24 protein-coding genes and 1 other RNA gene are annotated in these 26237 nt (G+C 45.4%); 21 read left to right on the top strand and 4 right to left on the bottom strand.

Features of this window, described 5'->3' with window-relative positions:
* Nucleotides 1-211: 211 nt before the first annotated feature.
* The 5 genes from petA to sspB all read left to right on the top strand — a co-directional run bounded on the left by petA (nt 212) and on the right by sspB (nt 4035).
* A complete protein-coding gene (gene petA, locus ACED59_RS09800) occupies nt 212-802 on the top strand; it encodes a ubiquinol-cytochrome c reductase iron-sulfur subunit (protein ID WP_010434692.1) in 591 nt (196 codons plus the stop codon).
* Nucleotides 802-2067, top strand: coding sequence for a cytochrome bc complex cytochrome b subunit (locus ACED59_RS09795; RefSeq protein ID WP_017098299.1), 1266 nt, complete (start codon nt 802-804; stop codon nt 2065-2067). The genes petA and ACED59_RS09795 overlap by 1 nt, the downstream gene beginning before the upstream one ends.
* On the top strand, nt 2064-2801 hold the full coding sequence (locus ACED59_RS09790; protein WP_371704905.1) for a cytochrome c1: 738 nt from the start codon (nt 2064-2066) through the stop codon (nt 2799-2801). Before ACED59_RS09795 ends, ACED59_RS09790 begins: the two co-directional genes overlap by 4 nt.
* A 97-nt stretch (nt 2802-2898) precedes the next feature.
* A complete protein-coding gene (sspA, locus tag ACED59_RS09785; RefSeq protein WP_009848943.1) occupies nt 2899-3534 on the top strand; it encodes a stringent starvation protein SspA in 636 nt (211 codons plus the stop codon).
* A gap of 6 nt (nt 3535-3540) precedes the next feature.
* Nucleotides 3541-4035, top strand: a complete 495-nt coding sequence (gene sspB / locus ACED59_RS09780; protein WP_012603204.1) for a ClpXP protease specificity-enhancing factor — start codon at nt 3541-3543, stop codon at nt 4033-4035.
* A gap of 168 nt (nt 4036-4203) precedes the next feature.
* Here sspB and ACED59_RS09775 read toward each other — a convergent pair whose 3' ends face one another.
* The 4 genes from ACED59_RS09775 to ACED59_RS09760 are packed head-to-tail and all read right to left on the bottom strand — an operon-like array spanning nt 4204 to nt 7621.
* Nucleotides 4204-4809: a BON domain-containing protein gene (locus ACED59_RS09775; RefSeq protein WP_017098300.1), complete on the bottom strand. Its 606-nt coding sequence runs from the start codon at nt 4807-4809 to the stop codon at nt 4204-4206.
* Nucleotides 4810-4825: 16 nt separating this feature from the next.
* Entirely contained in the window at nt 4826-5416 is a 591-nt protein-coding gene (locus ACED59_RS09770) for a phosphoheptose isomerase (RefSeq protein ID WP_004729817.1), read from the bottom strand.
* Between the two features lie 2 nt (nt 5417-5418).
* Nucleotides 5419-5817: a YraN family protein gene (locus tag ACED59_RS09765; protein WP_017098301.1), complete on the bottom strand. Its 399-nt coding sequence runs from the start codon at nt 5815-5817 to the stop codon at nt 5419-5421.
* Nucleotides 5804-7621, bottom strand: coding sequence for a penicillin-binding protein activator (locus ACED59_RS09760; RefSeq protein WP_017098302.1), 1818 nt, complete (start codon nt 7619-7621; stop codon nt 5804-5806). The genes ACED59_RS09765 and ACED59_RS09760 overlap by 14 nt, the downstream gene beginning before the upstream one ends.
* A gap of 61 nt (nt 7622-7682) precedes the next feature.
* Between ACED59_RS09760 and rsmI the strand changes: the two genes are divergently transcribed.
* The 16 genes from rsmI to lpxC all read left to right on the top strand — a co-directional run bounded on the left by rsmI (nt 7683) and on the right by lpxC (nt 26023).
* Nucleotides 7683-8549 (top strand): 16S rRNA (cytidine(1402)-2'-O)-methyltransferase, encoded by an 867-nt coding sequence (gene rsmI, locus ACED59_RS09755; RefSeq protein WP_009848948.1) that lies wholly within the window; start codon nt 7683-7685, stop codon nt 8547-8549.
* A gap of 176 nt (nt 8550-8725) precedes the next feature.
* Nucleotides 8726-9165, top strand: an RNA gene (gene rnpB / locus ACED59_RS09750) — RNase P RNA component class A.
* A 228-nt stretch (nt 9166-9393) separates the two neighbouring features.
* On the top strand, nt 9394-10344 hold the full coding sequence (gene rsmH / locus ACED59_RS09745) for a 16S rRNA (cytosine(1402)-N(4))-methyltransferase RsmH (RefSeq protein ID WP_009848949.1): 951 nt from the start codon (nt 9394-9396) through the stop codon (nt 10342-10344).
* A gap of 3 nt (nt 10345-10347) precedes the next feature.
* Entirely contained in the window at nt 10348-10665 is a 318-nt protein-coding gene (gene ftsL / locus ACED59_RS09740) for a cell division protein FtsL (RefSeq protein ID WP_017098303.1), read from the top strand.
* Nucleotides 10662-12419 (top strand): penicillin-binding transpeptidase domain-containing protein, encoded by a 1758-nt coding sequence (locus ACED59_RS09735; protein ID WP_371704904.1) that lies wholly within the window; start codon nt 10662-10664, stop codon nt 12417-12419. Before ftsL ends, ACED59_RS09735 begins: the two co-directional genes overlap by 4 nt.
* An 18-nt stretch (nt 12420-12437) precedes the next feature.
* Entirely contained in the window at nt 12438-13922 is a 1485-nt protein-coding gene (gene murE / locus ACED59_RS09730) for a UDP-N-acetylmuramoyl-L-alanyl-D-glutamate--2,6-diaminopimelate ligase (protein ID WP_017098304.1), read from the top strand.
* Nucleotides 13922-15295, top strand: a complete 1374-nt coding sequence (murF, locus tag ACED59_RS09725) for a UDP-N-acetylmuramoyl-tripeptide--D-alanyl-D-alanine ligase (protein WP_017098305.1) — start codon at nt 13922-13924, stop codon at nt 15293-15295. The genes murE and murF overlap by 1 nt, the downstream gene beginning before the upstream one ends.
* Entirely contained in the window at nt 15292-16374 is a 1083-nt protein-coding gene (gene mraY / locus ACED59_RS09720) for a phospho-N-acetylmuramoyl-pentapeptide-transferase (RefSeq protein ID WP_371704903.1), read from the top strand. Before murF ends, mraY begins: the two co-directional genes overlap by 4 nt.
* Nucleotides 16375-16432: 58 nt before the next feature.
* The gene (murD, locus tag ACED59_RS09715; RefSeq protein ID WP_017098306.1) at nt 16433-17749 is read left to right on the top strand and encodes a UDP-N-acetylmuramoyl-L-alanine--D-glutamate ligase; all 1317 of its coding nucleotides are present in this window, start codon (nt 16433-16435) and stop codon (nt 17747-17749) included.
* Between the two features lie 22 nt (nt 17750-17771).
* Nucleotides 17772-18968, top strand: a complete 1197-nt coding sequence (ftsW, locus tag ACED59_RS09710) for a cell division protein FtsW (RefSeq protein WP_009848956.1) — start codon at nt 17772-17774, stop codon at nt 18966-18968.
* Between the two features lie 12 nt (nt 18969-18980).
* Nucleotides 18981-20042 carry an undecaprenyldiphospho-muramoylpentapeptide beta-N-acetylglucosaminyltransferase gene (gene murG / locus ACED59_RS09705; protein ID WP_017098307.1) on the top strand — a complete coding sequence of 354 codons (1062 nt, stop codon included), beginning with the start codon at nt 18981-18983 and terminating at the stop codon, nt 20040-20042.
* 13 nt (nt 20043-20055) lie between these two features.
* Complete coding sequence (murC, locus tag ACED59_RS09700) at nt 20056-21516, top strand: UDP-N-acetylmuramate--L-alanine ligase (RefSeq protein WP_017098308.1); 1461 nt, start codon at nt 20056-20058, stop codon at nt 21514-21516.
* Nucleotides 21517-21707: 191 nt separating this feature from the next.
* The gene (locus tag ACED59_RS09695) at nt 21708-22487 is read left to right on the top strand and encodes a cell division protein FtsQ/DivIB (RefSeq protein ID WP_009848959.1); all 780 of its coding nucleotides are present in this window, start codon (nt 21708-21710) and stop codon (nt 22485-22487) included.
* Nucleotides 22480-23748 carry a cell division protein FtsA gene (gene ftsA, locus ACED59_RS09690; protein WP_004729844.1) on the top strand — a complete coding sequence of 423 codons (1269 nt, stop codon included), beginning with the start codon at nt 22480-22482 and terminating at the stop codon, nt 23746-23748. Before ACED59_RS09695 ends, ftsA begins: the two co-directional genes overlap by 8 nt.
* A gap of 31 nt (nt 23749-23779) precedes the next feature.
* A complete protein-coding gene (ftsZ, locus tag ACED59_RS09685; RefSeq protein ID WP_012603216.1) occupies nt 23780-25009 on the top strand; it encodes a cell division protein FtsZ in 1230 nt (409 codons plus the stop codon).
* 96 nt (nt 25010-25105) lie between these two features.
* Nucleotides 25106-26023, top strand: coding sequence for a UDP-3-O-acyl-N-acetylglucosamine deacetylase (gene lpxC / locus ACED59_RS09680; RefSeq protein WP_009848388.1), 918 nt, complete (start codon nt 25106-25108; stop codon nt 26021-26023).
* The last annotated feature ends 214 nt before the right edge of the window (nt 26024-26237 follow it).

The raw sequence follows: 26237 nt of genomic DNA, 5'->3' as shown, positions 1-26237 counted from the left end.
TTATTTCCAAATTCTTATATTTTGAAAGCTTTTGTAACCCAATGTGCGCTTTGCCTCATGATTGTTACAAAAAGGTAGCTTTATCTTGTCAAAAAGTAGGGTTTTATTTATCATTTGCCGTCAATAAATAGAACTAAATACATATTTTGTTAGCCATGCTCTTTATTCGGAATTATTTCAATCCATAAGGAGCAAATGGGAGAATGTTTGGATGAGCAACGCGCCTTTAAATAACGGTCGCAGGCGTTTCTTAACCGCAACAACAGCCGTTGTTGGTGGTTTAGGAGCAGCTGCTGTAGCCGTGCCTTTTATTAAATCATGGAATCCGAGTGCCAAGGCGAAAGCTGCAGGCGCACCGGTGGAAGTGGAAGTCAGTAAGTTAGAGCCGGGACAAATGGTTCGTGTCGAGTGGCAAGGTAAGCCTGTATGGGTTGTACGCCGTGCTGAATCGGTGCTAGAGAATCTAAAAGCGATCGGTGGTCAACTTCGTGACCCTCAATCTGAAGCTGAACAACAACCAGAATACGCGCAGAACGAGTTTCGTTCAATTAAGCCGGAATTCTTCGTTGCTGTTGGTTTCTGTACGCACTTAGGTTGTTCTCCAACTTACCTGCCAGATTCTTTTGCAGAACAAGTTCAGGGTGTTAAGTCTGGTTTCTTCTGTCCTTGCCATGGTTCAAAGTTTGATATGGCAGGTCGAGTATTCCAAGGCGTACCTGCTCCATTGAATCTTGTTGTACCAAAGCATATGTATTTGAGTGACACTAAGATCATGATCGGTGTGGACGAGGGAGACGCGTAATGCAAGGATTGCTTGATTGGGTAGAGAAACGTCTACCCGCGATGAATGCTTACAAGAAGCATTTATCTGAATACCCAATGCCTAAGAACTTTAACTTTTGGTACCTTTTTGGTTCTTTAGCAATGTTAGTACTGGTTAACCAAATCCTTACGGGTATTTGGCTGACGATGAACTATGTACCGTCTGGTGAGGGTGCATTTGCTTCTGTTGAATACATCATGCGTGATGTGGAATACGGTTGGCTACTGCGTTACATGCACTCAACAGGTGCATCGGCATTCTTCGTTGTGATCTACCTGCATATGTTCCGTGGTCTAATCTACGGTTCTTACCAAAAGCCTCGTGAGTTACTTTGGATCTTCGGTATGTTGATCTTCTTAGTGCTTATGGCTGAGGCTTTCATGGGCTACCTACTACCATGGGGTCAAATGTCTTACTGGGGTGCTCAGGTAATCATTTCTCTGTTTGGTGCGATCCCTGTTATAGGTGATGACCTAACGCTTTGGATCCGTGGTGACTACATCATCTCTGGTGCAACGCTGAACCGTTTCTTCGCACTGCACGTTATTGCTCTGCCAATTGTACTTCTGCTGCTTATCGTACTTCACGTACTGGCGCTGCACGAAGTGGGTTCGAACAACCCAGACGGTATCGAAACTAAGCTTCCTAAAGGCACAATGGGCGACGACTACAAAACTCAGTTCCCATTCCACAAGGATTACACTAAGAAATACGACATCATTGACTCTATTCCTTTCCACCCATACGGGACGGTAAAAGATATGGTTGGTGTTGCTGGTTTCCTATTCTTGTTCTGTTACGTGCTGTTCTTTAACCCAGAAATGGGTGGGTACTTCCTTGAGCCGCCTAACTTTGAAGCTGCAAACCCGCTGAAAACACCTGAGCATATTGCTCCAGTTTGGTACTTCACGCCGTTCTACGCTGTACTTCGTGCTGTTCCAGATAAGCTGTTAGGTGTAGTTGCAATGGGCGCTTCAATTGTTGTGCTATTCCTACTGCCATGGTTCGACCGTTGTAAAGTGCGTTCTTACCGTTACCGTAGCAAACTGCATTTGATTAACATCATCCAATTCACAATAAGCTTTATTGCGCTTGGTGTACTTGGTGCGCTTCCAGCAACGCCTACATACACGCTATTAGCTCAAATCTTTAGCTTAGGTTACTTCATGTTCTTCGTTATGCTGTGGTTCTACAGTAAAAATGAAGCGACGAAACCATTACCAGAAAGGGTGACATTCAAATGAAAAAGTGGATTGTAATTTTATTTGCTATGTTGCCGTCACTAGCGATGGCAGCGGGTGCAGGCGTACCATTAGACAAAGCAAACAATGATTTAACAGACAAAGCTTCATTGCAAAATGGCGCTAAGATGTTCATGAACTACTGTTTCGCTTGTCACTCAACGCAGTACCAACGTTATGAACGTGTTGCGAATGATTTGGAGATTCCTTTAGACCTAATGAAGGAAAACCTGATCTTCGATCCTGAAGTGAAAATTGGTAGCTTGATTGTTAACGCTATGCCTTCTGAGCAAGCTGCTAGTTGGTTTGGTGCTCCACCACCAGATCTAACATTGGTTGCTCGTGTTCGTGGCGCAGATTGGCTATACACGTACCTTCGTACTTTCTATGAAGATCCGTCTCGTCCATTTGGTGTGAACAACCTGGTTTTCCCAAGTGTTGGTATGCCGCATGTTCTTGAAGAGCTACAAGGTATCCCAACGCCAATCTACGATACTCACATGGTCGATGGTGAGGAAGTTAAGGTTGTTGTTGGCACTGAAACGGATGGTTCTGGCGAATTAAGTGCTGGTGAGTATGACGAAGCAGTTCGTGACCTTGTTAACTTTTTGGTTTACTCGGGCGACCCTGTTCAACTTGAGCGTCATGCTATGGGTTGGTGGGTAATGGCCTTCTTAGTAATCTTCACTATCATCGTGATTTTGCTGAAGAAAGAGTATTGGCGTGATGTGCACTAATTGTGCTATAATACCGTGCTAATTCCCAAATTATGTTAATGTTCAATGGAGGCTTTAGGCCTCCATTGTTTTTATTTAAAGTGTACTGGAGGGCTCCATGGCTGTAGCTGCCAATAAACGTTCTGTAATGACTCTTTTCTCAAGTGCTTCTGATATGTATAGCCATCAGGTGCGCATTGTTCTTGCTGAAAAAGGCGTAAGTGTTGAAGTTGAGTTGGTTGATGAAAAAAATCTACCAGCAGAGCTTGTTGAACTGAACCCGTACAAATCAGTACCTACTCTTGTTGATCGTGAGCTTGCTCTATATGACTCTAAGATCATCATGGAATACCTAGATGAGCGTTTCCCTCATCCACCATTGATGCCTGTATACCCGGTTGCTCGTGGTAACAGTCGTCTAATGATGTACCGAATTGAGCGTAACTGGTATTCAGTTGCAGAGAAGATCGTTAAAGGCAACGCTGAAGAATCTGAAGCAGCTCGCGTGAAATTACGCAACGACCTATTAACTCTTGCTCCTATCTTCGCTGAGTATGAATACTTCATGAGCGAAGAGTTTAGCCTAATTGATTGTTACCTAGCTCCGCTACTATGGCGTTTACCTGAGCTTGGTATCGAACTGATTGGTCCTGGTTCTAAAGAACTTAAGATTTACATGAACCGCGTATTCGAACGTGATTCATTCCTAGCTTCTCTAACGGAAGCTGAGCGCGAGATGCGACTCGTTCGCTAAGCGTTTATGGATATTTCAAATATGACTCCACGCCGACCATACATGCTTCGTGCATTTTATGAATGGCTGGTTGATAACGAACTGACTCCACACTTGGTTGTTGAAGCAACATTGCCGGGTGTGAGAGTTCCAGACGAGTTTGTTCAAGATGGTCAGATCATTCTGAACATCGCGCCTCGTGCGGTTGGACAACTTGAACTGGGTAACGAAGCTGTGACGTTTAGTGCTCGCTTTAGTGGTCGTCCACACTCTGTGATCGTTCCGCTATACGCAGTACAAGCAATTTATGCTCGTGAGAATGGTGCTGGTACCATGTTTGAACCTGAAGAGGCTTACATGGAAGCGTTTGAAGAAGGAATTGAAGAAAGTCCTTTTGAAGAACCAGAAAAAGGCCCATCTTTGAGTGTTGCAACAGCAGACGTAGATGCTGAAGAGTCTGACTCAGAACCTGAGCCATCTCGTCCAGCGAAAGGTCGCCCAAGCCTTCGTGTTATCAAATAGCGTTATTTTTTAAATAACTCCAAATACAAAAAAAGCAGCGATTTATCGCTGCTTTTTCTTTTTGTGCTAACTGATTTTTAGTTGCTAGACTCATTTCGTTAGGCTTTACCAGCCAACCAACCAACCAGCTAATAAGCAGCTAAGTTGGCTAAGTAAATTCAGAGGGCGTTAGTTTACCGAATTGTCATCTTCACCATATTCAAACGCTCGAATCACCTGCTTCACACCAGAGATATTACGCGCAACTTCTGTCGCGATATCAGCGTGTTCTCGAGAAACTAATCCAAGCAGAAATACTTCTGAATCTTCAGTAATGACTTTGACTTTGATACCGTTAAGCTCAGACTTGGCAAGTAGGGCAGACTTCACTTTAGTGGTAATCCAACTGTCTTTGCTGATAGCACTAACAGACAGTGGCTCTTTCACTCGGATCTGGTTGTGTATACTTTCAACCCCCGTTACTGCTTTAGCTTGGCTTTCAAAAGCACGACGTTCAGCATCTGTCGTTGCTTGCCCCATCAGAACTACTGAACCACGGTAAGAGCTTGCTGTGATACTGACATTGCCGCGAAATGGCGGTTTATTAGTCATAGCTGCAACTTCAAATTCGATATTATTGTCGCTCCAAATCTCTTTGGTGGTTCGTGTATCGGTGACTAGATTTGCAGTAGTTGCTGCACCAGCAATGAAAAGACCAGCACAACCAGATAACGACAGTGTAAGTAGCGAAACACTAATCAGCTTAAGCAGCTTCATAGAAGTTAATGATTTCATCGTGATGCTCCGTATATCACTCTTCGTGAGCTGGGAAGAGTACTTGATCGATTAGGTCACATAAGCAGTGTAGTGTCACCATGTGTACTTCGTGGATACGTGCTGTACGGTGTGAGGGAATACGAATTTCTACATCGTGCTCACCAAGCAGGCCAGCCATTTCACCACCATCTTTACCAGTAAAGGCGATGATTGTCATATCACGTGTTACCGCAGCTTCCATTGCTTTGATGATATTTTTACTGTTACCACTAGTAGATATAGCCAGTAAAATATCGCCAGTTTGACCAAACGCGCGCACTTGCTTAGAGAAGATCTCTTCGTAGTGGTAGTCGTTTGCCACCGCCGTTAGTGTGGTGTTATCAGCAGTGAGAGCCATTGCTGGAAGGCTAGGACGCTCGGTTTCAAAGCGATTAAGTAGGCAAGAGACAAATTGCTGAGCATTCGATGCCGAACCACCGTTACCACAACAAAGAATCTTGTTTCCGTTAAGCAGGGTTGCAACCATTGCTTGAGCGGCATGCGTGATTGCGTCTGGCAGAGCTTCTGCCGCCGCAATTTGGATTTGAATACTTTCTGTAAAACTTTCTTTGATGCTGTCTAGCATGTTTATCCTTGGGTAATCGCGTTTTGAATCCAGTCGATAGTGTCATTCGGCCCTTCGATGGCAATGATATCAAACCTGTAATCTGTAGAGTGTACCGACAAGCCTTGCTGCATAAGCCAAACATTGGCTGTTTTGAGTAGCTTTTGTGACTTTTTGGCTGTCACCATTTCAGCGGCATGTCCGTAGCGTGTTTGCTTGCGGTATTTTACCTCAGTAAACACAACCGTATTGTTATGGCGCATTATAAGATCAATCTCGCCACACTTTGCTATGAAGTTTTGTTCAATTAACGATAAACCGTGGCGAACTAAATAATTCTTTGCCACGGTCTCGTATTTATCACCCACTTGTTTGTGGGTGATTGTTGGCTTGGATAGGAACTTACGGCTAAAAAGCCCCATGCTCTGCCCAGCTGATTTCACGTTGAACAACACAGTTGTTGTCGATGGTTAATACGCCGGTTTCACCTGTAATGCTGTAATCTTGTACGGCTTTCATCTGTGGTAGTGCATCCATTAGATAGTATGCATCCATTCCTAGAGCTTGTAGACGCTTTTGGCTGTTCGAGTGTGAAGGCCATAGGTCATTAAGCGCTTTGTTAAGCTCGTTTTTGTTCTCGACCAATAGCGGGATATCGCTGTAGAAGACACCCGTTAGGTCTTCATATTGCTTGTCACCGCTGTTGCTGCGTGAATTTGAAAACAGTGCAGGTTGGCTAGCATCAGGGTTAATTGCAACTTCAATGAAGGGTTTGATGAGTGTTAGCTCTGAGTTCTTAGCGACAATGTAGACAGAATCGATATCACGACGACTGCGTGGCTCTGTTTCTAGGTCTAAGTTAAGTAGCCCATCCATTTGAGCGATACGTTGTTGGCTCTCTTGTAAACCGAAAATCTGATTCACATTACGCTGCAGTTGGCGTTTGTCAGAGAAGAAGCTGATTGCAACGTCGTTGTTGCTGTATTTCTGCCACTCTTCGTTAAATGCTTGCTTAACGCGGTCACCTAAGCGTCCTTTGGGTGCAAGAATAAGTGGGTACTTATAGCCTTGTGCAAAAAGGTGTTTCGCAGCCTGAGCGACTTCTTGTTCTGGCGATAAAGCGAGATAACAAATATTAGTATCTGGTTCTAGCTGAGTTGGAATATTAAGAGCTAATGCTGGAATCGAGTTTTCGTGGTTTTTCTGCGCTTGTTGAAGCTTAGTGATATTGCTCTTAATCAGAGGGCCAACGATGAAATCAACGTTATTCTCTTCCAGTTTCGCTTTAATTTCAGCGGCACTTTGTACGTTGGTATCCATTACGGTCAACGTTGCATCTTCTTCACGCTCTTTGTCATTCATCATCGCAAAGATGAAACCATCACGCACAAGTTGTGCTTGCTTACCGTACTTACCTGTTAGCGGCAGCAGTAGCGCAGTGCTGGTTGGTTTGCTGATTTCTAACGCTAATATGTCGGTGATCGCTTGAGGTGTGTAAGTAGCCGCAGGGTGCTGAGGATTCTCTGCCAACCAATCAGTCAGGGTTTCCTGTAGGTTTGGAAGGTTCGAATTCAGCGTCTTCATGTAGATAGCCAGTTGCAACCAACCTGAAAGCACATCTTCTGTCGGCGATGTTTTCAGTTCTAGAATCTCGTATTGAGAGTAGCTATTCAGGTTCTGCCAAATACGGTCGGCCGTTTGCTGTTGGCTTTCGTCGCTAGCGTCCAGATATTCAGAATAAAGGACTAACTCACGGCTCGCTTCGAAATACTCATTCTGTATTTCAGAAATGTTGGCGCGTAGCTCGTGATAATCTTTCCATTGCTCGTTCGGAAGCTTCCACCAAGGTTGAAAGTTCAGTTGGCTGTACGCTTGCTGTGGTTGCGAGTTATTCACCAGCAGTTGAGCGCGAGCTAGTTGCCATTCTGCTTGTTGAACTTCACTCAGCTCTTGTTTGGCTAAGCGTTTGATCAGCAGAGTCGCTTGATCGGTTTTTCCAGCTTGCACAGAAGCCTTAAGCGCCATGATTAACCAGTCGTTTTGTAGACTTCCTTTGCTACTATCCGCCTGCATCATGTAACTTTCAGTTGATTGCGCTGGATCTAGTGTAATATCAACACGCGTTGGTGCTTGAGGACCTGAAGAACAAGCCGCCAATGTAATTGCTAATGCAATTGGAGTGAGTAAGCGTGGTACACTGAGTCTCTTATGGTTCATCGTTGCCATGAGTTCTTTAAATTCCGTATAAATTTGTATCTATATTAATCGTTGAAGTGATGGTAAACAAATGACAGATAACAAAACCTTGCTCACAGAGAGCCCAACTCTCTATATTGTGCCAACCCCAATCGGAAATTTGGGAGATATCACTCAAAGAGCAATTGAAATTTTATCAAGTGTCGATGTTATTGCAGCCGAAGACACACGCCACACGGGTAAGCTGCTTGCTCACTTCAATATATCAACCAGAACGTTCGCTTTACATGATCATAATGAACAAACTAAAGCACAAGTTCTAGTCGAAAGGTTATTAGAAGGTCAGTCTATCGCATTAGTCTCTGATGCGGGTACTCCTTTAATCAGTGATCCAGGTTACCATCTTGTCTCACAATGTCGTCAAGCGGGTGTGAGAGTTGTGCCACTTCCTGGTGCTTGTGCTGTGATTACCGCACTAAGTGCGTCTGGTTTGCCGTCTGATCGTTTCAGCTTTGAAGGTTTCTTACCGCCAAAGAGCAAAGGTCGTAAAGACAAGTTCTTAGAGATAGCAAAAGCAGAACGCACGTGTATCTTCTACGAATCTCCGCACCGTATTACTGATTCTCTACAAGACATGCTAGAGATCTTAGGCCCTGACCGTGAGGTTGTGTTGGCGCGTGAGCTAACCAAAACCTTCGAAACCATCCAAGGTCTGCCACTTGGTGAACTTATTGAGTGGATTGAAGAAGACGCAAACCGTAAACGCGGTGAGATGGTATTGCTAATTCACGGTCACCGTGAAGAAGCGAGCACAGAGTTGCCAGACGAAGCGACTCGCACGCTGGGTATTCTAACCAAAGAACTGCCACTTAAAAAAGCAGCAGCGATGACGGCAGAAATCTACAATCTGAAAAAGAACGCTTTATACAAATGGGGCCTAGAGCATCTAGACAACTAGATACCTTTTAATAGAGTAGCTAACCTGTATTGAAAAGCTTGTGAGGAGTGATGGTAATACCGTCGCTCCTTTTTTTGCGCTTGGATTGTGTGAAATTCGTGCACTTGCTTAATGGTTTGCAGCATATTTGTGATCTCGCTAGACACTGCACACTAATCTCTATACAATCCGCCCTCGGAGTTGAACGGGTAATCGCTGCTTTGCTGATGTCCTTCGGGAGACTGACGTTGAGGTCCTTCGGGAAACTGACGTTGAAGTCCTTCGGGAGACTGGTAGAGGGGAGGAACGTCCGGGCTCCATAGAGCAGGGTGCCAGATAACGTCTGGGGGGCGCGAGCCCACGACAAGTGCAGCAGAGAGAAGACCGCCGATGGCCTCATTTCTTCGGAAGAGGCACAGGTAAGGCTGAAAGGGTGCGGTAAGAGCGCACCGTGCGACTGGTAACAGTTCGTAGCAAGGTAAACTCCACCCGGAGCAAGATCAAATAGGCCCTCGCATTGCGCTGCTCGCGTATGGGGGCGGGTAGATTGCTTGAGCCTGTGAGCGATTGCAGGCCTAGACGAATGGTTACCGCCGCGCAAGCGGAACAGAACCCGGCGTATGTGTCAACTCCACCTATATAAAGAACCCATCATTACTTAACGGTAGTGATGGGTTTTTTGCTTTATATTGACGTTAATTATTTAGATTTCCTTAGAATCCATCATCTTGATATGAGCTTGGGTCAAAAATTCCCAAAGCCTATACACAATATGGTGGAGATACGGCGTGAAATCAGTAAACTAAAACGTTAATAGAACATATTATTGCCGAACTAATGGCTCAATCCATTCACTGAGAAGACTATGACAGAAGCATTCAAACATATTTCAGTATTGCTTAACGAATCTATTGACGGACTTGCGATCAAACCTGACGGTACCTATATCGATGGTACTTTTGGCCGTGGTGGTCACAGCCGTACAATCCTGTCTAAACTGGGCGAGAATGGAAGACTCTTTAGTATCGACCGCGATCCACAAGCGATTGCCGAAGCACAAAAGATTGATGACCCTCGTTTTACGATTATTCACGGCCCGTTCTCAGGTATGGCTGAATATGCAGAGCGTTATGACTTAGTCGGTCAAGTGGATGGCGTATTGCTGGATTTAGGTGTCTCTTCACCACAGCTGGATGATGCTGAACGTGGCTTTAGCTTTATGAAAGATGGCCCGCTTGATATGCGTATGGATCCAACAACCGGCATTCCTGTTTCTCAGTGGTTGGTTGAAGCTGATCTTGATGACATCACATGGGTTATTCGTGAGTTCGGTGAAGACAAACACGCTCGTCGTATCGCGAAAGGCATCATTGCTTATCAAGAGAATGAAGAGAACGAACCGCTAACGCGCACTGGTCAACTGGCTAAGCTTATCTCTGATGTCGCTCCAAAAAGCTTCAAAGAGAAAAAACACCCAGCAACACGTGCTTTCCAAGCATTCCGTATCTACATTAACAGTGAACTAGAAGAGATCGATACCGCACTGAAAGGCGCGGCAAGCATCCTTGCTCCTCAAGGTCGTATCTCTGTTATCAGTTTCCACTCGCTTGAAGACCGTATGGTGAAGCGCTTTATACGTAAAGAGAGCCAAGGACCGCAAGTACCACATGGCCTGCCACTAACTGAAGAGCAGATCAAAGCGCTAGGCAGTGCCGATCTGAAACCAATTGGTAAAGCAATCAAGCCTTCTAAAGATGAAGTGGATGAGAATACTCGTTCGCGTAGTTCAGTACTACGAATCGCAGAAAAGCTATAGTCAATGAAGACCTCCAAACCCAACTTAGCCAAGATAATCTTTTTTGATTTGCTCTCCGTGGGTAAAGTCCCATTGGGGCTTCTTATCTGCATCTTTGCGAGTGCGATGGGGGTCGTTCTTACGACACATGTATCACGTCAGGCGATTACGCAAAAAGACATGGCATTGGTGGAGCGGGAACAACTTGATGATGAGTGGCGAAATTTAATGCTTGAAGAGACGGCGCTAGCAGAACACAGCCGCGTTCAAGCATCGGCAAAAAGAGAGCTAGACATGAAACGTCCAGACTCCGACAAAGAAGTTGTGATCACACTGAAATGACCGGTAAAAAGGAAAAAACACCCGCAAAAACCGTTAATGAATCAACGAAAGAGCGAGTGAAGAGCGAAAAGGATTCGGATCCAATTCTTATTAAATGGCGTTTCAACGTTGTTATTGCTTTCGTGTTTCTAGCCTTTGCTGCACTCGTTGGCCGTGTGGCTTACATCCAAATCATTGAACCCGATAACTTAATTCGTCAGGGCGATCTTCGCTCAGTGCGTGTTAAGGCTATTCCTTCTGCTCGCGGTATTATCTCTGACCGCAATGGCGAGCCGCTTGCTGTGAGTGTTCCCGTTGAGGCTGTATGGGCCGACCCAAAAACGATTTTCGATAAAAATGGTATGGCCCAGATTGATCGTTGGTATGCGTTAGCCGATGTACTTGGCCTACAGCGACAATCGATGATCGATAAGATCTCTAGCAATAAATCCCGTCGATTTATTTATCTACAAAGACAAGTTAGCCCTGCGATGGCTAAGTATATCCGTGAACTTAAGCTGGTGGGTGTGGGCCTAAAAGCGGAATCTCGACGTTACTACCCTGCAGGTGAAGTCAGTGCACACCTTATCGGTGTGACCGGAATTGATGGGCACGGCCTGGAAGGGGTTGAACGCAGTTACGATAAATGGCTTACGGGCGAAGCAGGCAAGCGAACGATTCGTAAAGACCGCTACGGACGCGTTGTCGAAAACATTGCGTTAGAAGAACGCGAAGAAGGCAAACCACTAGAACTCACCATCGATCAACGATTGCAGGCGATAGCCTATCGAGCGATTAAGCAAGCGGTGGCCGATCATAAAGCGACCTCAGGCTCTGCAGTATTACTCGATGTGAAAACGGGCGCTGTGTTAGCCATGGTCAATGCACCGTCTTACAACCCGAACAACCGCTCTGATTTACAAAGCTTTAAAATGCGAAACCGCGTGCTGACCGATGCTATGGAGCCCGGCTCAACAGTGAAACCTTTTGTGGTGCTCGCCGCATTAGAAAATGGTACAGCTGATGCGAAATCTATTATTGATACGGGTAATGGCATCATGCAAATTGGAGGTAGCCGAGTACGTGATACCTCTAAAGTGGGCAAGGCTGATTTAGCCTTGATCCTTAAAAAATCAAGTAACATCGGCGTTGCGAAATTAGCGCTTGATATGCCGCTTGAAGCGTTACTTGGTATGTACAGTTCGGTTGGTTTAGGCGAAATGTCTGGGCTAAATCTCGTGGGTGAAACGAGTGGTATTTTTCCTAACCGTCGCCGTTGGTCCAAGTTCGAAATCGCGACGCTATCCTTTGGTTATGGCTTATCTGTGACCCCGCTTCAGTTGGCTCATGCTTACGCAACGTTAGCCAACAAAGGCATGTATGAACCGATTCATATCATTAAAAGCAACGACCAAGGTTTCTCAAAGCAGATCATCAAACGTGAAAATGCAGAGATGGTATTGCAAATGTTAGAAGGCGTGACTCAAAAGGGCGGAACTGCAACCAGAGCCGCTGTTCCGGGTTATCGAGTTGCGGCAAAAACGGGTACATCTCGTAAAGCTGCTGCGGGTGGCTATAGTGATGAGTATATTGCTATAACGTCGGGTTTTGCTCCAGTCAGCGATCCAAGAGTAGCTCTGGTTGTCGTAGTCAATGAGCCGCAAGGTGACCTTTACTATGGTGGTTCAGTTGCTGCCCCCGTTTTTTCTGAAATCATGAAGGGTGCACTGCAAATACTCAATGTCCCTGCTGATGAAAACAAGTTTCAAGAATAGAGCCAATCAGGATTCAATATGAGTAATAGCCTCACGCTGTCATCTTTACTTTCTCCTTGGGGGGACTTTAGTTCACTTGAGCTAGATGCGATTGCTGTTGAGCAATTGGAGTTGGATAGCCGTGCAATCAAGGAAGGCGATATTTTTGTTGCCATTGTTGGACATGCCATTGATGGTCGTCGCTTTATCGACAAAGCCGTCGCTCAAGGTGCGAAAGCTGTCGTTGCACAAGCGAGTGATGACAAAGCTCATGGCTTGGTTGAGTGGTTAAATGCTGTTCCTGTTGTTTATGTATCTGAGCTAAATTCAATTCTCTCTGAACTGGCTGGCCGAGTTTATTCTTCTCAAGCGACTAAGTTGATTGGTGTGACCGGCACCAATGGCAAAACCACCATCACCCAATTGATTGCTCAGTGGCTTGATTTGGTCGGCCAGCGTTCGGCGGTAATGGGCACCACGGGTAATGGCTTCTTAGATAACCTAAAAACAGCGGCTAATACCACAGGCAGCGCGATTGAAATACAACGCACACTGAGCGAGTTGGCTGAGGAAAGTGCAGTTTATACCGCGATGGAAATCTCTTCTCATGGTTTGGTCCAAGGCCGAGTAAAAGCGTTGGATTTTGAGGTTGGTGTGTTCACTAACCTGAGTCGTGATCACCTTGATTACCACGGCACGATGGAAGAGTACGCATTGGCTAAGAAAAGCCTGTTTACTCAACACAAATGCAAACATGCAGTGATCAATGTGGATGATGAAGTCGGCAAAGCGTGGATGGCAGATTTGTCCAATGCAATAGCTGTTTCATTGCTTCCGTTGTCTGATTACCAACAGTCGGTGTGGGCATCTGATGTCGCCTATGCAGAAACTGGGATTAAGCTCTCTTTCGATGGTAGCTGGGGGCAAGGTGATCTTTCGGTTCCATTGATTGGTCAGTTCAACGCATCAAACGTACTGGTTGCTTTCGCGACTTTGCTTTCATTGGGTATCGACAAGCAAACCTTGGTCGACACCGCGTCTCAGCTTCAACCTGTTATTGGTCGTATGGAACTGTTTCAAGTTCCGAGCAAAGCAAAAGTCGTTGTCGATTACGCGCATACGCCCGATGCGCTAGAAAAAGCATTGGCAGCATTGCGTGTACACTGCTCTGGAAAGCTGTGGGCTATCTTCGGTTGTGGTGGCGATCGCGACACTGGTAAGCGCCCAATGATGGCAGTTACAGCAGAGCAGTTTGCCGACAAAATTATTATTTCAGATGACAACCCTCGCAGCGAAGAGCCTGCACTGATTGTTAAAGACATGCTAGCTGGTTTAAGCGAACCTGAATCTGCATTCGTCGAGCACGACCGCTATCAAGCGGTTAAGTTTGCCCTAGAACAGGCTGGCAGTAATGACATTATTCTTTTGGCTGGTAAAGGCCATGAGGATTACCAAGTATTGAAAGACGAAACGATCCATTACTCAGATCGAGAGTCTGCGCTACAACTTTTAGGTATTTCATAATGATTGATGTATCACTCGAGCAGATTTGTTCAGCGGTGAGCGGTCAGCTGATTGAGGCTGGCAAGTCGAGCAATAGTGTTATTAATGCGGTTTCTACTGACACTCGAACCGTTGAAGAGGGCGCACTGTTTGTTGCTCTTGTTGGCGAGCGTTTTGATGCGCATGACTTTTGTCATCAAGCGGTAGAAGCTAATGCGAGCGCGTTGTTAGTCGAACGAAAACTTGACCTAAATATTACTCAGGTGGTTGTTGAAGACACTAAACTTGCTTTAGGTCAGCTAAGTGCTTGGATCCACAAACAGTGTGACGTGCCAACCATGGCGATTACAGGCAGTTGTGGTAAAACGACGGTTAAAGAGATGGTGGCAAGCATTCTGCAGCAACGTGGCAAGGTGTTGTTTACCGCAGGTAACTTCAATAATGATATTGGAGTGCCATTAACCTTGCTGCGCAGTGAAGCAAATGACGACTATGCCGTGATAGAACTGGGCGCGAACCACATTGGTGAAATTGCCTATACCACGCAGCTTGTGAAACCACAGGTGGCGTTAGTTAATAACGTAGCTGCAGCGCACTTAGAAGGCTTTGGGTCTATCAATGGTGTGAAACAAGCGAAAGGTGAAATCTTTCAGGGGCTTGCTGCTGATGATACTGCTATTGTTAATCTAGAGAGCAACGGTGGTGACTTTTGGAATGACGTGCTTGCAGATAAAAGCGTGCTGACATTTTCAGAAAGCGACAGCAAGGCGGATTATTTTGCTAAGAATATTCTCATTAATGAGCAAGGTGAAGCGTGCTTTGATATGCAGACACCGCAAGGGTCCATATTTGTTGAGCTTGGTATCATCGGTCAACATAACGTAGCGAATGCATTAGCTGCTGCAGCGTTGAGCATCCAATTTGGAGCCTCGCTTGATGAGGTGAAAAATGGTTTAGCGAATCTGATCTCTGTCAAAGGGCGAGTTGAGGTTCAACAATTAAGTCAGAATATCAAACTCATAGATGACAGTTACAACGCCAGCGTGCCAGCAATGAAGGCGGCAGCGAAGCTACTCTCGAGCTTCAAAGGTCAGCGTTGGTTAATTTTAGGTAATATGGCTGAATTAGGCGATGAAAGCCTTGCACTTCACCGTCAAGTCGGTGAATATGCTGCCCCATTCGCTTTTGAGCATGTACTTACTTACGGTGATGATACCAAGGTGATTAGTGAGGTCTGTAATGGTACCCACTTTACAACGCATCAAGCGATGATCGCGCACATAGAGCAGCACCTAAGCTTGCCAGAAAGCGTGTCACATACCTTATTGGTAAAAGGCGCGAATAGTGCAGGAATGAGTAAAATAGCCGCTGCTTTAAAGGAGAACTTTTCATGATAATTTGGCTTGCAGAGCTACTACAGCCACACTTTTCTTTTTTCCGTTTGTTCGAATACTTATCGTTTCGTGCAATCGCGAGTATTTTGACGGCGTTATGTCTGTCACTGTGGATGGGACCTCGTTTAATTGAGCGTCTGCAAATGCTACAAATTGGCCAAGTTGTTCGTAATGACGGCCCTGAATCTCATTTCAGCAAACGTGGCACGCCAACCATGGGCGGTGTGATGATCCTTGCTGCGATCATTATTACGGTATTGATGTGGGCTGATCTCTCGAATCCTTATGTTTGGGCTGTATTAGTTGTACTTGCTGGTTATGGCGCGGTTGGCTTTGTTGATGACTACCGTAAAGTCGTTCGTAAGAACACCGATGGTTTGATCGCTCGCTGGAAGTACTTCTGGCAATCAGCAATTGCGTTAGTCGTGGCGTTTGCTCTGTATGCTCACGGGCACGATACTGCAGCAACTCAATTGGTTGTTCCTTTCTTTAAAGATGTGATGCCACAACTTGGTTTACTGTATATCGTACCAACTTACTTTGTTATTGTGGGAACCAGTAACGCGGTAAACCTAACAGACGGCCTAGACGGCTTGGCCATTATGCCAACGGTTATGGTTGCGGCTGGTTTTGCTGTAATTGCTTGGGCGACCGGTAACGTTAACTTTGCGTCATACTTACACATTCCATACATCCCATACACCTCCGAGCTGGTTGTGGTATGTACTGCTATCGTAGGTGCTGGACTTGGTTTTCTATGGTTCAACACTTATCCTGCACAAGTATTCATGGGCGATGTTGGCTCGCTAGCGCTTGGTGGTGCTCTGGGTGTGATCGCTGTGTTAGTTCGCCAAGAGTTGGTATTGGTTATCATGGGCGGTGTGTTTGTAATGGAGACTTTGTCAGTGATACTGCAAGTTGGCTCTTACAAATTGCGCGGTCAGCGTATTTTCCGCATGGCACCAATTCACCACCACTATGAACTGAAAGGTTGGCCGGAGCCACGTGTCATCGTGCGTTTTTGGATCATCTCGATGGTATTAGTACTGGTTGGTTTAGCAACGCTGAAAGTTCGTTAATCCTATCTGAGCCTCTTAATGAGAGGCTCTTTAAAACTATTAAGAGCATCTTGTTTAAATGGAACATTGGCAAAATATTCAAAATGTAGTGGTTGTGGGGCTCGGTATTACCGGGCTCTCTGTCGTTAAACATCTCGTAAAATATCAACCTCATACGCATGTGAAGGTAATTGATACGCGAGAGCTACCACCAGGAAAAGAATCTTTGCCTGAATCGGTAGAGCTGCATTCTGGAAGTTGGAATAGCCAATGGTTAGCGGAAGCTGATTTAGTGGTTGCTAACCCAGGTATCGCCTTAGCGACCCCTGAAATACAAGATGTTATTCAAGCGGGTATTCCGGTTGTTGGCGATATTGAACTTTTTGGTTGGGCGGTAGACAAACCCGTCGTGGCAATAACAGGCTCCAATGGCAAGAGTACGGTGACCGATCTAACGGGTGTGCTTGCTAAAGCTGCTGGTCTTAACGTTGGCGTTGGTGGCAACATCGGTATTCCTGCCTTGGATCTTCTTGAGCTTGATGCCGATTTATATGTCCTTGAGCTTTCAAGCTTTCAGCTAGAGACAACGTTCAGTCTAAACCTTGCAGCAGCGGCCTTTTTGAACCTGTCAGAAGATCATATGGATCGCTATCAAGGCATGGCCGATTACCGTGACGCTAAATTGAGAATTTTTAATAACGCTCAGTGTGCGATCGTAAACCGCGAAGACAAAGAGACTTATCCTGATCAAACGATGTCATTGGTGACATTTGGACTTGATGACCAAGAGTTTGGTGTATCAATGGTCGATGGTACCGAATGGCTAGTGGATAACGGTAAGCCAGTACTTGCTACCCAAGATTTAACATTGGTTGGACGTCATAACGTGGCGAATGCGTTAGTCTCTTTAGCACTGCTTAAGCAAGTTGGTATTGATTACAGCAAAAGCCTTGAAGCTCTGAAAGCCTACAACGGTTTAACGCATCGCTGCCAAGTAGTGGCTGACAAACGCGAAATCAAATGGGTTAACGACTCGAAAGCGACCAACGTAGCCAGTACATTGGCGGCTCTGTCGGGATTAGAATACCAAGGTACTTTGTATCTCTTAGTCGGAGGTGTGGGCAAAGGTGCTGACTTTAGCGAGCTTAAATCCGTGTTGGCGCAACTAGACCGAGTTCAACTGTGTTGTTTCGGTGAGGATGCAGATCAATTCACGTCTCTACACCCATCGGCACAAAAGTTCGATACCATGCAGCAGATAATCGAATCCATCTCACCACAGCTGGTGGCTGGAGACATGGTGATGTTGTCTCCTGCATGTGCAAGCTTCGATCAATTTAATAACTTCATGGCGAGAGGTGATGCGTTCACTGAACTTGCTCATGAGTATGCCTAACGTGTTGAAGGACTAACATTCAGTGCAAAGAGTGAAAGAGATTAATCAATCTATTTGGCAATGGCTTAACCGTGCCACACCAGAGGCGCTCTACGATCGTCAGTTGGTATGGATTGCTCTTGGACTGATGCTGACGGGCTTGGTAATGGTAACGTCGGCTTCGTTCCCAATCAGTGCTCGTTTAACCGATCAGCCGTTTCACTTCATGTTCCGCCACGCCATTTTCCTGGTGTTAGCGTTAGGTGTATCCAGCGTAATATTACAAATCCCGATGAAACGCTGGTTTCAATACAGTATGTACCTATTGGGCTTATCCTTCTTTTTGCTAGTGGTGGTGTTAGCCGTCGGTAAGTCGGTTAACGGTGCCTCACGTTGGATTCCTCTCGGGCTGTTTAACTTACAACCTGCTGAAGTCGCTAAGTTATCTCTGTTTATCTTTATGGCGGGCTACTTGGTTCGTAAACAGGATGAAGTGAGAAAAACCTTCTTCGGTGGTTTTGGTAAACCGATCATGGTGTTCGGTGCCTTTGCGGTGTTGCTACTTGGCCAACCCGATTTGGGTACCGTTGTCGTAATGTTGGTTACCTTGTTTGGCATGTTATTTATCGCAGGTGCTAAGCTGTCACAATTTATAGCCTTAATGGTGGCAGGTATTGCTGCCGTTGTGGGATTGATTGTTATTGAGCCTTATCGTGTTCGACGTGTTACGTCATTCTGGGAACCTTGGAGTGACCCGTTTGGTAGTGGTTATCAGCTAACTCAATCATTGATGGCGTTCGGTCGTGGTGATTGGATGGGACAAGGGCTTGGTAATTCAATTCAAAAACTCGAGTACCTACCTGAAGCACACACCGATTTTGTTTTTGCTGTACTGGCAGAAGAGTTGGGTTTTGTTGGCGTAACCTTGGTATTGATGTTGATCTTTAGTTTGGTTTTTAAAGCTATTTTTATTGGCAAAAAAGCTTTCGAAAACGACCAAGTGTTCAGCGGTTATCTGGCGTTTGGCATTGGTATTTGGTTTGCTTTTCAGACGCTTGTTAATGTAGGTGCCGCTTCAGGTATTGTTCCGACCAAGGGGCTAACCTTACCGCTGATCAGTTACGGTGGTTCAAGCCTTATCGTGATGTCAGTAGCGGTTTCTATGCTGCTGCGTATCGATCATGAATGCCGAGTGCAACAAAAAGAACAAGCCGACAATCAAAACGAATTAGTAGAATAAGAATCTAACGTTATGAAAAAAAACAAAAAACTTTTAGTGATGGCTGGTGGTACTGGCGGTCACGTTTTCCCTGGGTTAGCGGTGGCGAAAAAGCTTCAACAACAAGGTTGGGAAATTCGCTGGTTAGGAACCGCAGACAGAATGGAAGCAGATTTAGTGCCAAAGCATGGCATTGAGATCGACTTCATCAAAGTGAAAGGCTTGCGTGGTCAAGGCGTTAGTAAATTAATTAAAGCGCCGTTCCAGATCATTAATGCCATACTTCAAGCCAGACGACATATTAAAGCATGGCAGCCTGATGTGGTGCTTGGCATGGGTGGTTACGTCAGTGGCCCGGGTGGTATCGCGGCTTGGTTATCTGGTATTCCAGTGGTTCTGCATGAACAAAATGCAGTGGCAGGTTTAACCAACCAATGGCTGTCTAAGATTGCTAAAAAGGTTTTCCAAGCTTTTCCTGGTGCGTTTCCTACCGCAGAAGTGGTGGGTAACCCGGTACGCGAAGATGTTGTTGCCTTAGCTGACCCCGAGCAACGCATGGCTGAGCGTGATGGTGACATCCGCATCTTGGTTATGGGCGGTAGCCAGGGCGCAAAAATCCTGAACGATACCTTGCCAGTAACGATGGCGCAGCTTGGTGAAGGCTTCACTGTGGTGCATCAAGCGGGTAAGAACAATCAACAGCAAGTTATTGAACAATACAAATCACATTCTGTAGATAATGTTCAAGTGACTGAATTTATTGATGATGTGGCGCAAGCTTATGAGTGGGCAGATCTATTAGTGTGTCGCTCTGGTGCATTAACCGTATCTGAAGTGTCTGCTGCTGGTGTAGGTTCTATTTTCGTTCCGTTTATGCACAAAGACAGACAACAAGCGTTGAATGCCGATCATTTAGTCGAATGTGGCGCAGCGTTAATGATTGAACAGCCTCAACTGACGGCTGATAAGCTCGCGAACACTATCGCGCAGCTTGATAGAAATGAATTAAAAATGATGGCAACAAAAGCTCGTCAAGCCGCCAAGCTTGATGCTGATGTGACTGTCGCTGAAGCGATTAAAGCTTTAGCAAAATAATGAGATTGAATTGATGACGATTGAACATACCCAAGACTTAGCGCAAATCCGTGCAATGGTGCCAGAGATGCGCCGTGTTAAATCTATCCACTTCATTGGTATTGGTGGTGCCGGAATGAGCGGGATTGCTGAAGTCTTGCTTAATGAAGGCTACCAGATCACAGGTTCTGATATTGCTCAAAACCCAGTGACAGAACGCTTAGTTAGCAAGGGGGCTACTGTTTACGTTGGTCACCAAGCGAGTAACGTTGCCGACGCAAGTGTGGTGGTGGTTTCAACCGCTATCAACGAAGAAAACCCAGAAATTATTGCAGCTCGTGAAGCGCGCACACCGATCGTTCGTCGTGCTGAAATGCTGGCTGAGCTAATGCGTTTTCGTCACGGTATTGCTGTGGCAGGTACGCACGGTAAAACAACCACGACTGCGCTAGTGACACAGATTTACTCGGAAGCAGGCCTAGATCCAACCTTCGTAAACGGTGGTTTGGTGAAAAGTGCAGGTACTAACGCACGTTTAGGTTCAAGCCGTATTCTTATCGCTGAAGCTGATGAAAGTGATGCGTCATTCTTACATCTGCAACCAATGGTTAGTATCGTCACTAACATTGAAGCGGATCATATGGACACTTACGGCGGCGATTTTGAAACGCTGAAGCAGACGTTTATTGATTTCTTACACAACCTACCATTCTACGGTCAGGCTGTGATGTGTGTTGATGATCCTGTAGTGCGTGAGCTTATTCCTCAGGTTAGCCGCCAAGTGATTACTTACGGCTTCTCAGAAGATGCTGATATCCGTATTGAAAACTACGTACAAGAAGGTCAGCAAGGCAAATTCACGGTGGTACGTGAAGGTAAAGCTAACCTTGATATCACGCTAAACATTCCGGGTCGTCACAATGCATTGAATGCATCCGCTGCGATTGCTGTTGCAACAGAAGATGACATCAGCGATGAAGCGATTCTAAAAGCGATGGCGGGAACCGAAGGCACGGGTCGTCGGTTCGATCACCTAGGTGAGTATGAAACAGGCAAAGGCGTTGCAATGCTGGTTGATGATTACGGTCATCACCCAACCGAAGTTGACGTGACGATTCAAGCTGCACGAAGTGGCTGGACTGATAAACGTCTTGTTATGATCTTTCAACCGCACCGTTATAGCCGTACTCGCGATCTGTATGATGATTTTGCGAACGTTCTTGAACAAGTTGATGTCCTAATTCTGTTAGATGTTTATTCTGCAGGTGAGAAACCTATTGCAGGGGCTGACGGGCGTTCATTAAGTCGAACTATTCGCGGGCGTGGTAGGATAGATCCAATCTTTGTTGCCGATATCAACGCACTGCCATCGGCTTTAGCTAACGTAATTCAAGGCGGTGACCTTGTTTTAACGCAGGGTGCGGGCGACGTTGGCCGTGTAGCGAAGCAGTTGGAATCATTGCAATTAGACATTAATAAGATGCAGAACGCGTAACAGAATACTGTCTACAGACTGTGGTCAATCGCTCACTTCTTGCGATTGACCTAAAATTGACCAAAAATCTTATTATCAACGTTTGATAGTTTAGTTTTGCTCAGTATAATTCATAGGTTAAAGTAAGTGCTTTTACCTCTATTACGAAGATAGGGAATAGAATTGCGAACCAACGACAGGGAATGCGGGCTTTGGTAGAAAGTACTTTTAGCGAAAACCGCCACCTATTCAGTTTACCGTCGCTTAAGAAACACGCCTTAGGCGGGTCTTTTTTTGTCATGGTATTGCTATTCATTGGATTTCTTTTCTATACCACACTGACTTGGATGTGGGACGATCAGCGATTGCCTCTCTCTAAAATAGTACTGCAAGGCGACTTAACTTATGTAACCGCTGGTGATGTTCAACATGCCTTTAGCGAGCTAGAGCATATTGGAACATTCATGTCTCAAGATATTGGCGTGTTGCAACACAGTTTAGAAGCGTTGCCTTGGGTTTCTGTTGTCTCGATTCGTAAGCAGTGGCCAGACACAATAAAAGTATTTTTGACTGAGTATCATGCGACAGCTATCTGGAATGGCAATATGTTGTTGAATGAAGATGGTCAGGTGTTTAATGGTGATATTGGCCTTTTGAAGGGTGATAGAGTTAAACTTTACGGTCCAGATGGCACTAGCCAACAAGTGATTGAAAAGTGGCGACAGATAACGCCTTTAATTAACAGCCTAGGGTTAACCGTTACCTCGCTCGTTCTCAATGAGCGTCGCGCCTGGCAAATCATTCTAGACAACGGTATTCGTTTAGAATTAGGTAAAGATTTTTTAGATGAGCGTGTTGAGCGCTTTATTTCGCTTTACAACGAATTAGGTAGTAAGGCGAATCAAGTGAGCTACATCGACCTCAGGTACGATACGGGAGCCGCTGTAGGCTGGTTTCCAGAGCAAGAGTTAGAAGAGAGTACAGATGACTAAGACCGCAGATGACAACATAATCGTTGGTCTTGATATAGGCACTGCGACCATATCAGCTCTAGTTGGTGAAATATTGCCTGATGGTCAAATCAATATCATTGGTTCTGGGCAAAGCCCATCCAGAGGTATGGATAAAGGTGGTGTAAACGACCTAGAGTCGGTAGTTAAGTCGGTTCAGCGAGCTATTGATCAAGCAGAGTTGATGGCGGAATGCCAAATCAGCAATGTATTTATCTCGCTATCGGGTAAACATATCGCAAGCCGAATTGAAAAAGGCATGGGCACTATCTCTGATGAAGAAGTGTCTCAAGACGATATGGATCGAGCGATCCATACCGCTAAATCAATTAAAATAGGTGATGAGCAGAGAATTCTGCACGTGATCCCACAGGAATTTACCATTGATTATCAAGAAGGGATTAAGAACCCACTTGGTTTATCTGGTGTTCGAATGGAAGTCAGTGTTCACCTAATTTCTTGCCATAGCGACATGGCGAGAAATATTATTAAAGCTGTTGAACGATGTGGTCTCACTGTAGAACAAATCGTGTTTTCAGGACTTGCCTCAAGTAATGCGGTAATTACTGACGACGAGAGAGAGCTTGGAGTCTGTGTTGTTGATATTGGTGCTGGTACGATGGATATTTCCATTTGGACTGGCGGCGCACTGCGACACACAGAAGTCTTTTCCTACGCAGGAAATGCAGTAACCAGTGATATTGCCTTCGCTTTCGGCACGCCAGTGAGCGATGCTGAAGAGATAAAAGTAAACCATGGTTGCGCTCTGAGTGAACTCGTAAGCAAGGATGATTCTGTTAACGTCCCTAGTGTAGGTGGCCGTCCATCGAGAAGTTTGCAAAGACAAACTTTGTCGGAAGTGATTGAACCACGTTACACTGAACTTATGGGGCTCGTTAACCAAACTATTGATACGGTTCAATTACAGCTACGAGATGAAGGTATTAAACACCACCTTGCAGCTGGCGTCGTTCTCACTGGTGGAGCGGCACAAATTGACGGATTGGTAGAGTGTGCGGAACGTGTTTTCCGCAATCAAGTTCGAGTTGGTAAGCCGTTAGAAGTTAGTGGTTTAACCGACTATGTTAAAGAGCCGTATCATTCTACGGCGGTTGGTTTACTTCATTACGCAAGAGATTGTCAGATCAGCGATGAAGGTGATTACAGCGAACCTAAGCGTTCAGCACCTTCTATGTCTGGTTTATTTGGTAAATTGCGAAATTGGATACAAAAAGAGTTTTAACCTGAGTTGCAGGAAAAAACGGAGATAACACATGTTTGAACCGATGATGGAAATGTCTGACGATGCAGTAATTAAAGTCGTTGGAGTTGGTGGCGGTGGCGGTAACGCTGTTGAGCACATGGTGCGTGAATCAATCGAAGGTGTAGAATTCATCAGTGTTAACACTGATGCACAAGCACTTCGTAAAACAAGCGTTAGCAGCGTGATCCAAATTGGTGGTGATATCACTAAAGGTTTGGGCGCTGGTGCAAACCCACAAGTAGGCCGTGATGCAGCTCTCGAAGATCGAGAAAGAATTAAAGAAGTTCTAACTGGCGCCGATATGGTATTTATCGCAGCTGGTATGGGCGGTGGTACGGGTACAGGTGCTGCTCCAGTTATTGCTGAAGTTGCGAAAGAGCTGGGTGTGCTAACGGTTGCTGTTGTAACTAAGCCATTTAGCTTCGAAGGCAAAAAGCGTTTAGCGTTTGCTGAGCAAGGCATCGAAGAGCTTTCTAAGCATGTGGATTCTTTAATTACGATTCCAAATGAAAAGCTACTTAAGGTACTTGGCCGCGGCGTCACTCTGCTAGAAGCTTTCGCAAGTGCAAATGATGTACTTAAAAATGCTGTACAAGGTATCGCCGAGCTAATTACTCGCCCTGGTATGATTAACGTCGATTTCGCGGATGTTCGCACCGTGATGTCAGAGATGGGTCATGCAATGATGGGTAGCGGTATCGCAAAAGGTGAAGACCGTGCTGAAGAAGCTGCTGAAACGGCAATTTCTAGCCCACTACTAGAAGATATCGACCTAGCTGGCGCTCGTGGCGTTCTTGTGAACATCACAGCGGGCCTAGATATGCGCTTAGATGAATTCGAAACAGTAGGTAATACAGTTAAGGCATTCGCATCTGATAACGCAACAGTTGTGATTGGTACATCTCTAGACCCTGATATGACGGATGAAATCCGTGTAACTGTTGTAGCAACAGGTATCGGCACAGAGAAAAAACCAGACATTACACTAGTTGCTGGTGGTAAAGCTAAGGTTGCACCAACTCCTCAACCACAGGTCGCGGCTCAAACTGCACCAAAAGTGGAAGATAAAGTGGCACAACCATTGCAAGAAAAAACTGAGGTAAAACCTCAAGTTAAGCCGCAGCCAACAACGTCACCTGTTTCTTCAGGTACAGGCGCTAGCCAAAGTGCAGCACCTAAAGCTGAGAAAGAGAGTGGATACTTAGATATTCCGGCATTCTTACGACGTCAGGCTGATTAACAAATACCCAAAGTTTGACTATCGTCGAATTAATGGTAAAATTCGCGGTCGGTAAATACTGACCGTGATTTGTAGCACTGATAACGAGGCAAGCAGATGATCAGACAACGTACTCTGAAAGAAATTGTGAAAACAACTGGTGTGGGTCTCCACTCTGGTCGTAAAGTCACACTTACTCTTCGCCCGGCAGCTGCAAATACAGGTATTGTTTATCGTCGTACAGATGTAAATCCACCTGTAGATTTCCCAGCTGATCCAGCGTCAGTTCGTGACACTATGTTATGTACTGCTCTTGTTAATGACGAAGGCGTACGTATCTCTACAGTGGAACACCTTAACGCAGCTCTAGCGGGTATGGGTATCGACAACATTATTGTTGAAGTCGATGCACCAGAGATCCCAATTATGGATGGTAGCGCAAGCCCATTCGTATACTTGCTACAACAAGCGGGTGTAGAAACACTGAATGCAGCGAAACGTTTTATTCGAATCAAAAAGCCAATTCGTTTTGAAGATGGCGATAAGTGGGCAGAGTTTGTGCCATTTAACGGCTTCCGTATGGACTTCGAAATCGAATTCAACCATCCAGCAATTGAATCTGATGAACAGCACCTGTTGTTTGATTTTTCTTCACAAGGCTTTGTGAAAGAAATTTCTCGTGCTCGTACCTTCGGCTTCATGCGTGATATTGAATACCTACAATCACAAAACTTGTGTTTGGGTGGTAGCTTTGATTGCGCAATCGTACTAGACGAATACCGAATTCTTAATGAAGAAGGTCTACGTTTCGAAAACGAGTTCGTAACGCATAAAGTGCTAGATGCGATTGGTGACCTTTACATGTGTGGACACGCTATTATCGGTGAGTTCCGAGCATACAAATCAGGTCACGGCCTAAATAATCAACTACTACGCGCAGTACTTGCTGATGCAGAAGCTTGGGAATGGGCAACATTCGAAGAAGAGGTTGGCTCTCCTGTTGCGTTTGCTGAACCAGGAATGGTTCTAGCGTAATTGTTGTTTACGACAATATAAGATTTTGAAAACCAGGTCATTGACCTGGTTTTTTTGTATCTATTTTCCAGATACAGTGTCGTCAGTATTTAAAAGTTGCCTAGTATTTGGCTACAGTCAGGCTAATCCATCAACAATTAGAAAGAAAAGTACCAAGCACATCAAACAAATGGGGTTATAAATGGTCGTTGGTGTGAAAATTACTTACACTAGA

Origin of the sequence: Vibrio sp. FF266 (assembly GCF_041439695.1) — a bacterium.
Lineage (GTDB): Bacteria > Pseudomonadota > Gammaproteobacteria > Enterobacterales > Vibrionaceae > Vibrio > Vibrio tasmaniensis_A.
Note: the sequence above shows the minus strand (reverse complement) of the source record. Positions and strands in the feature narration are given on the sequence as shown.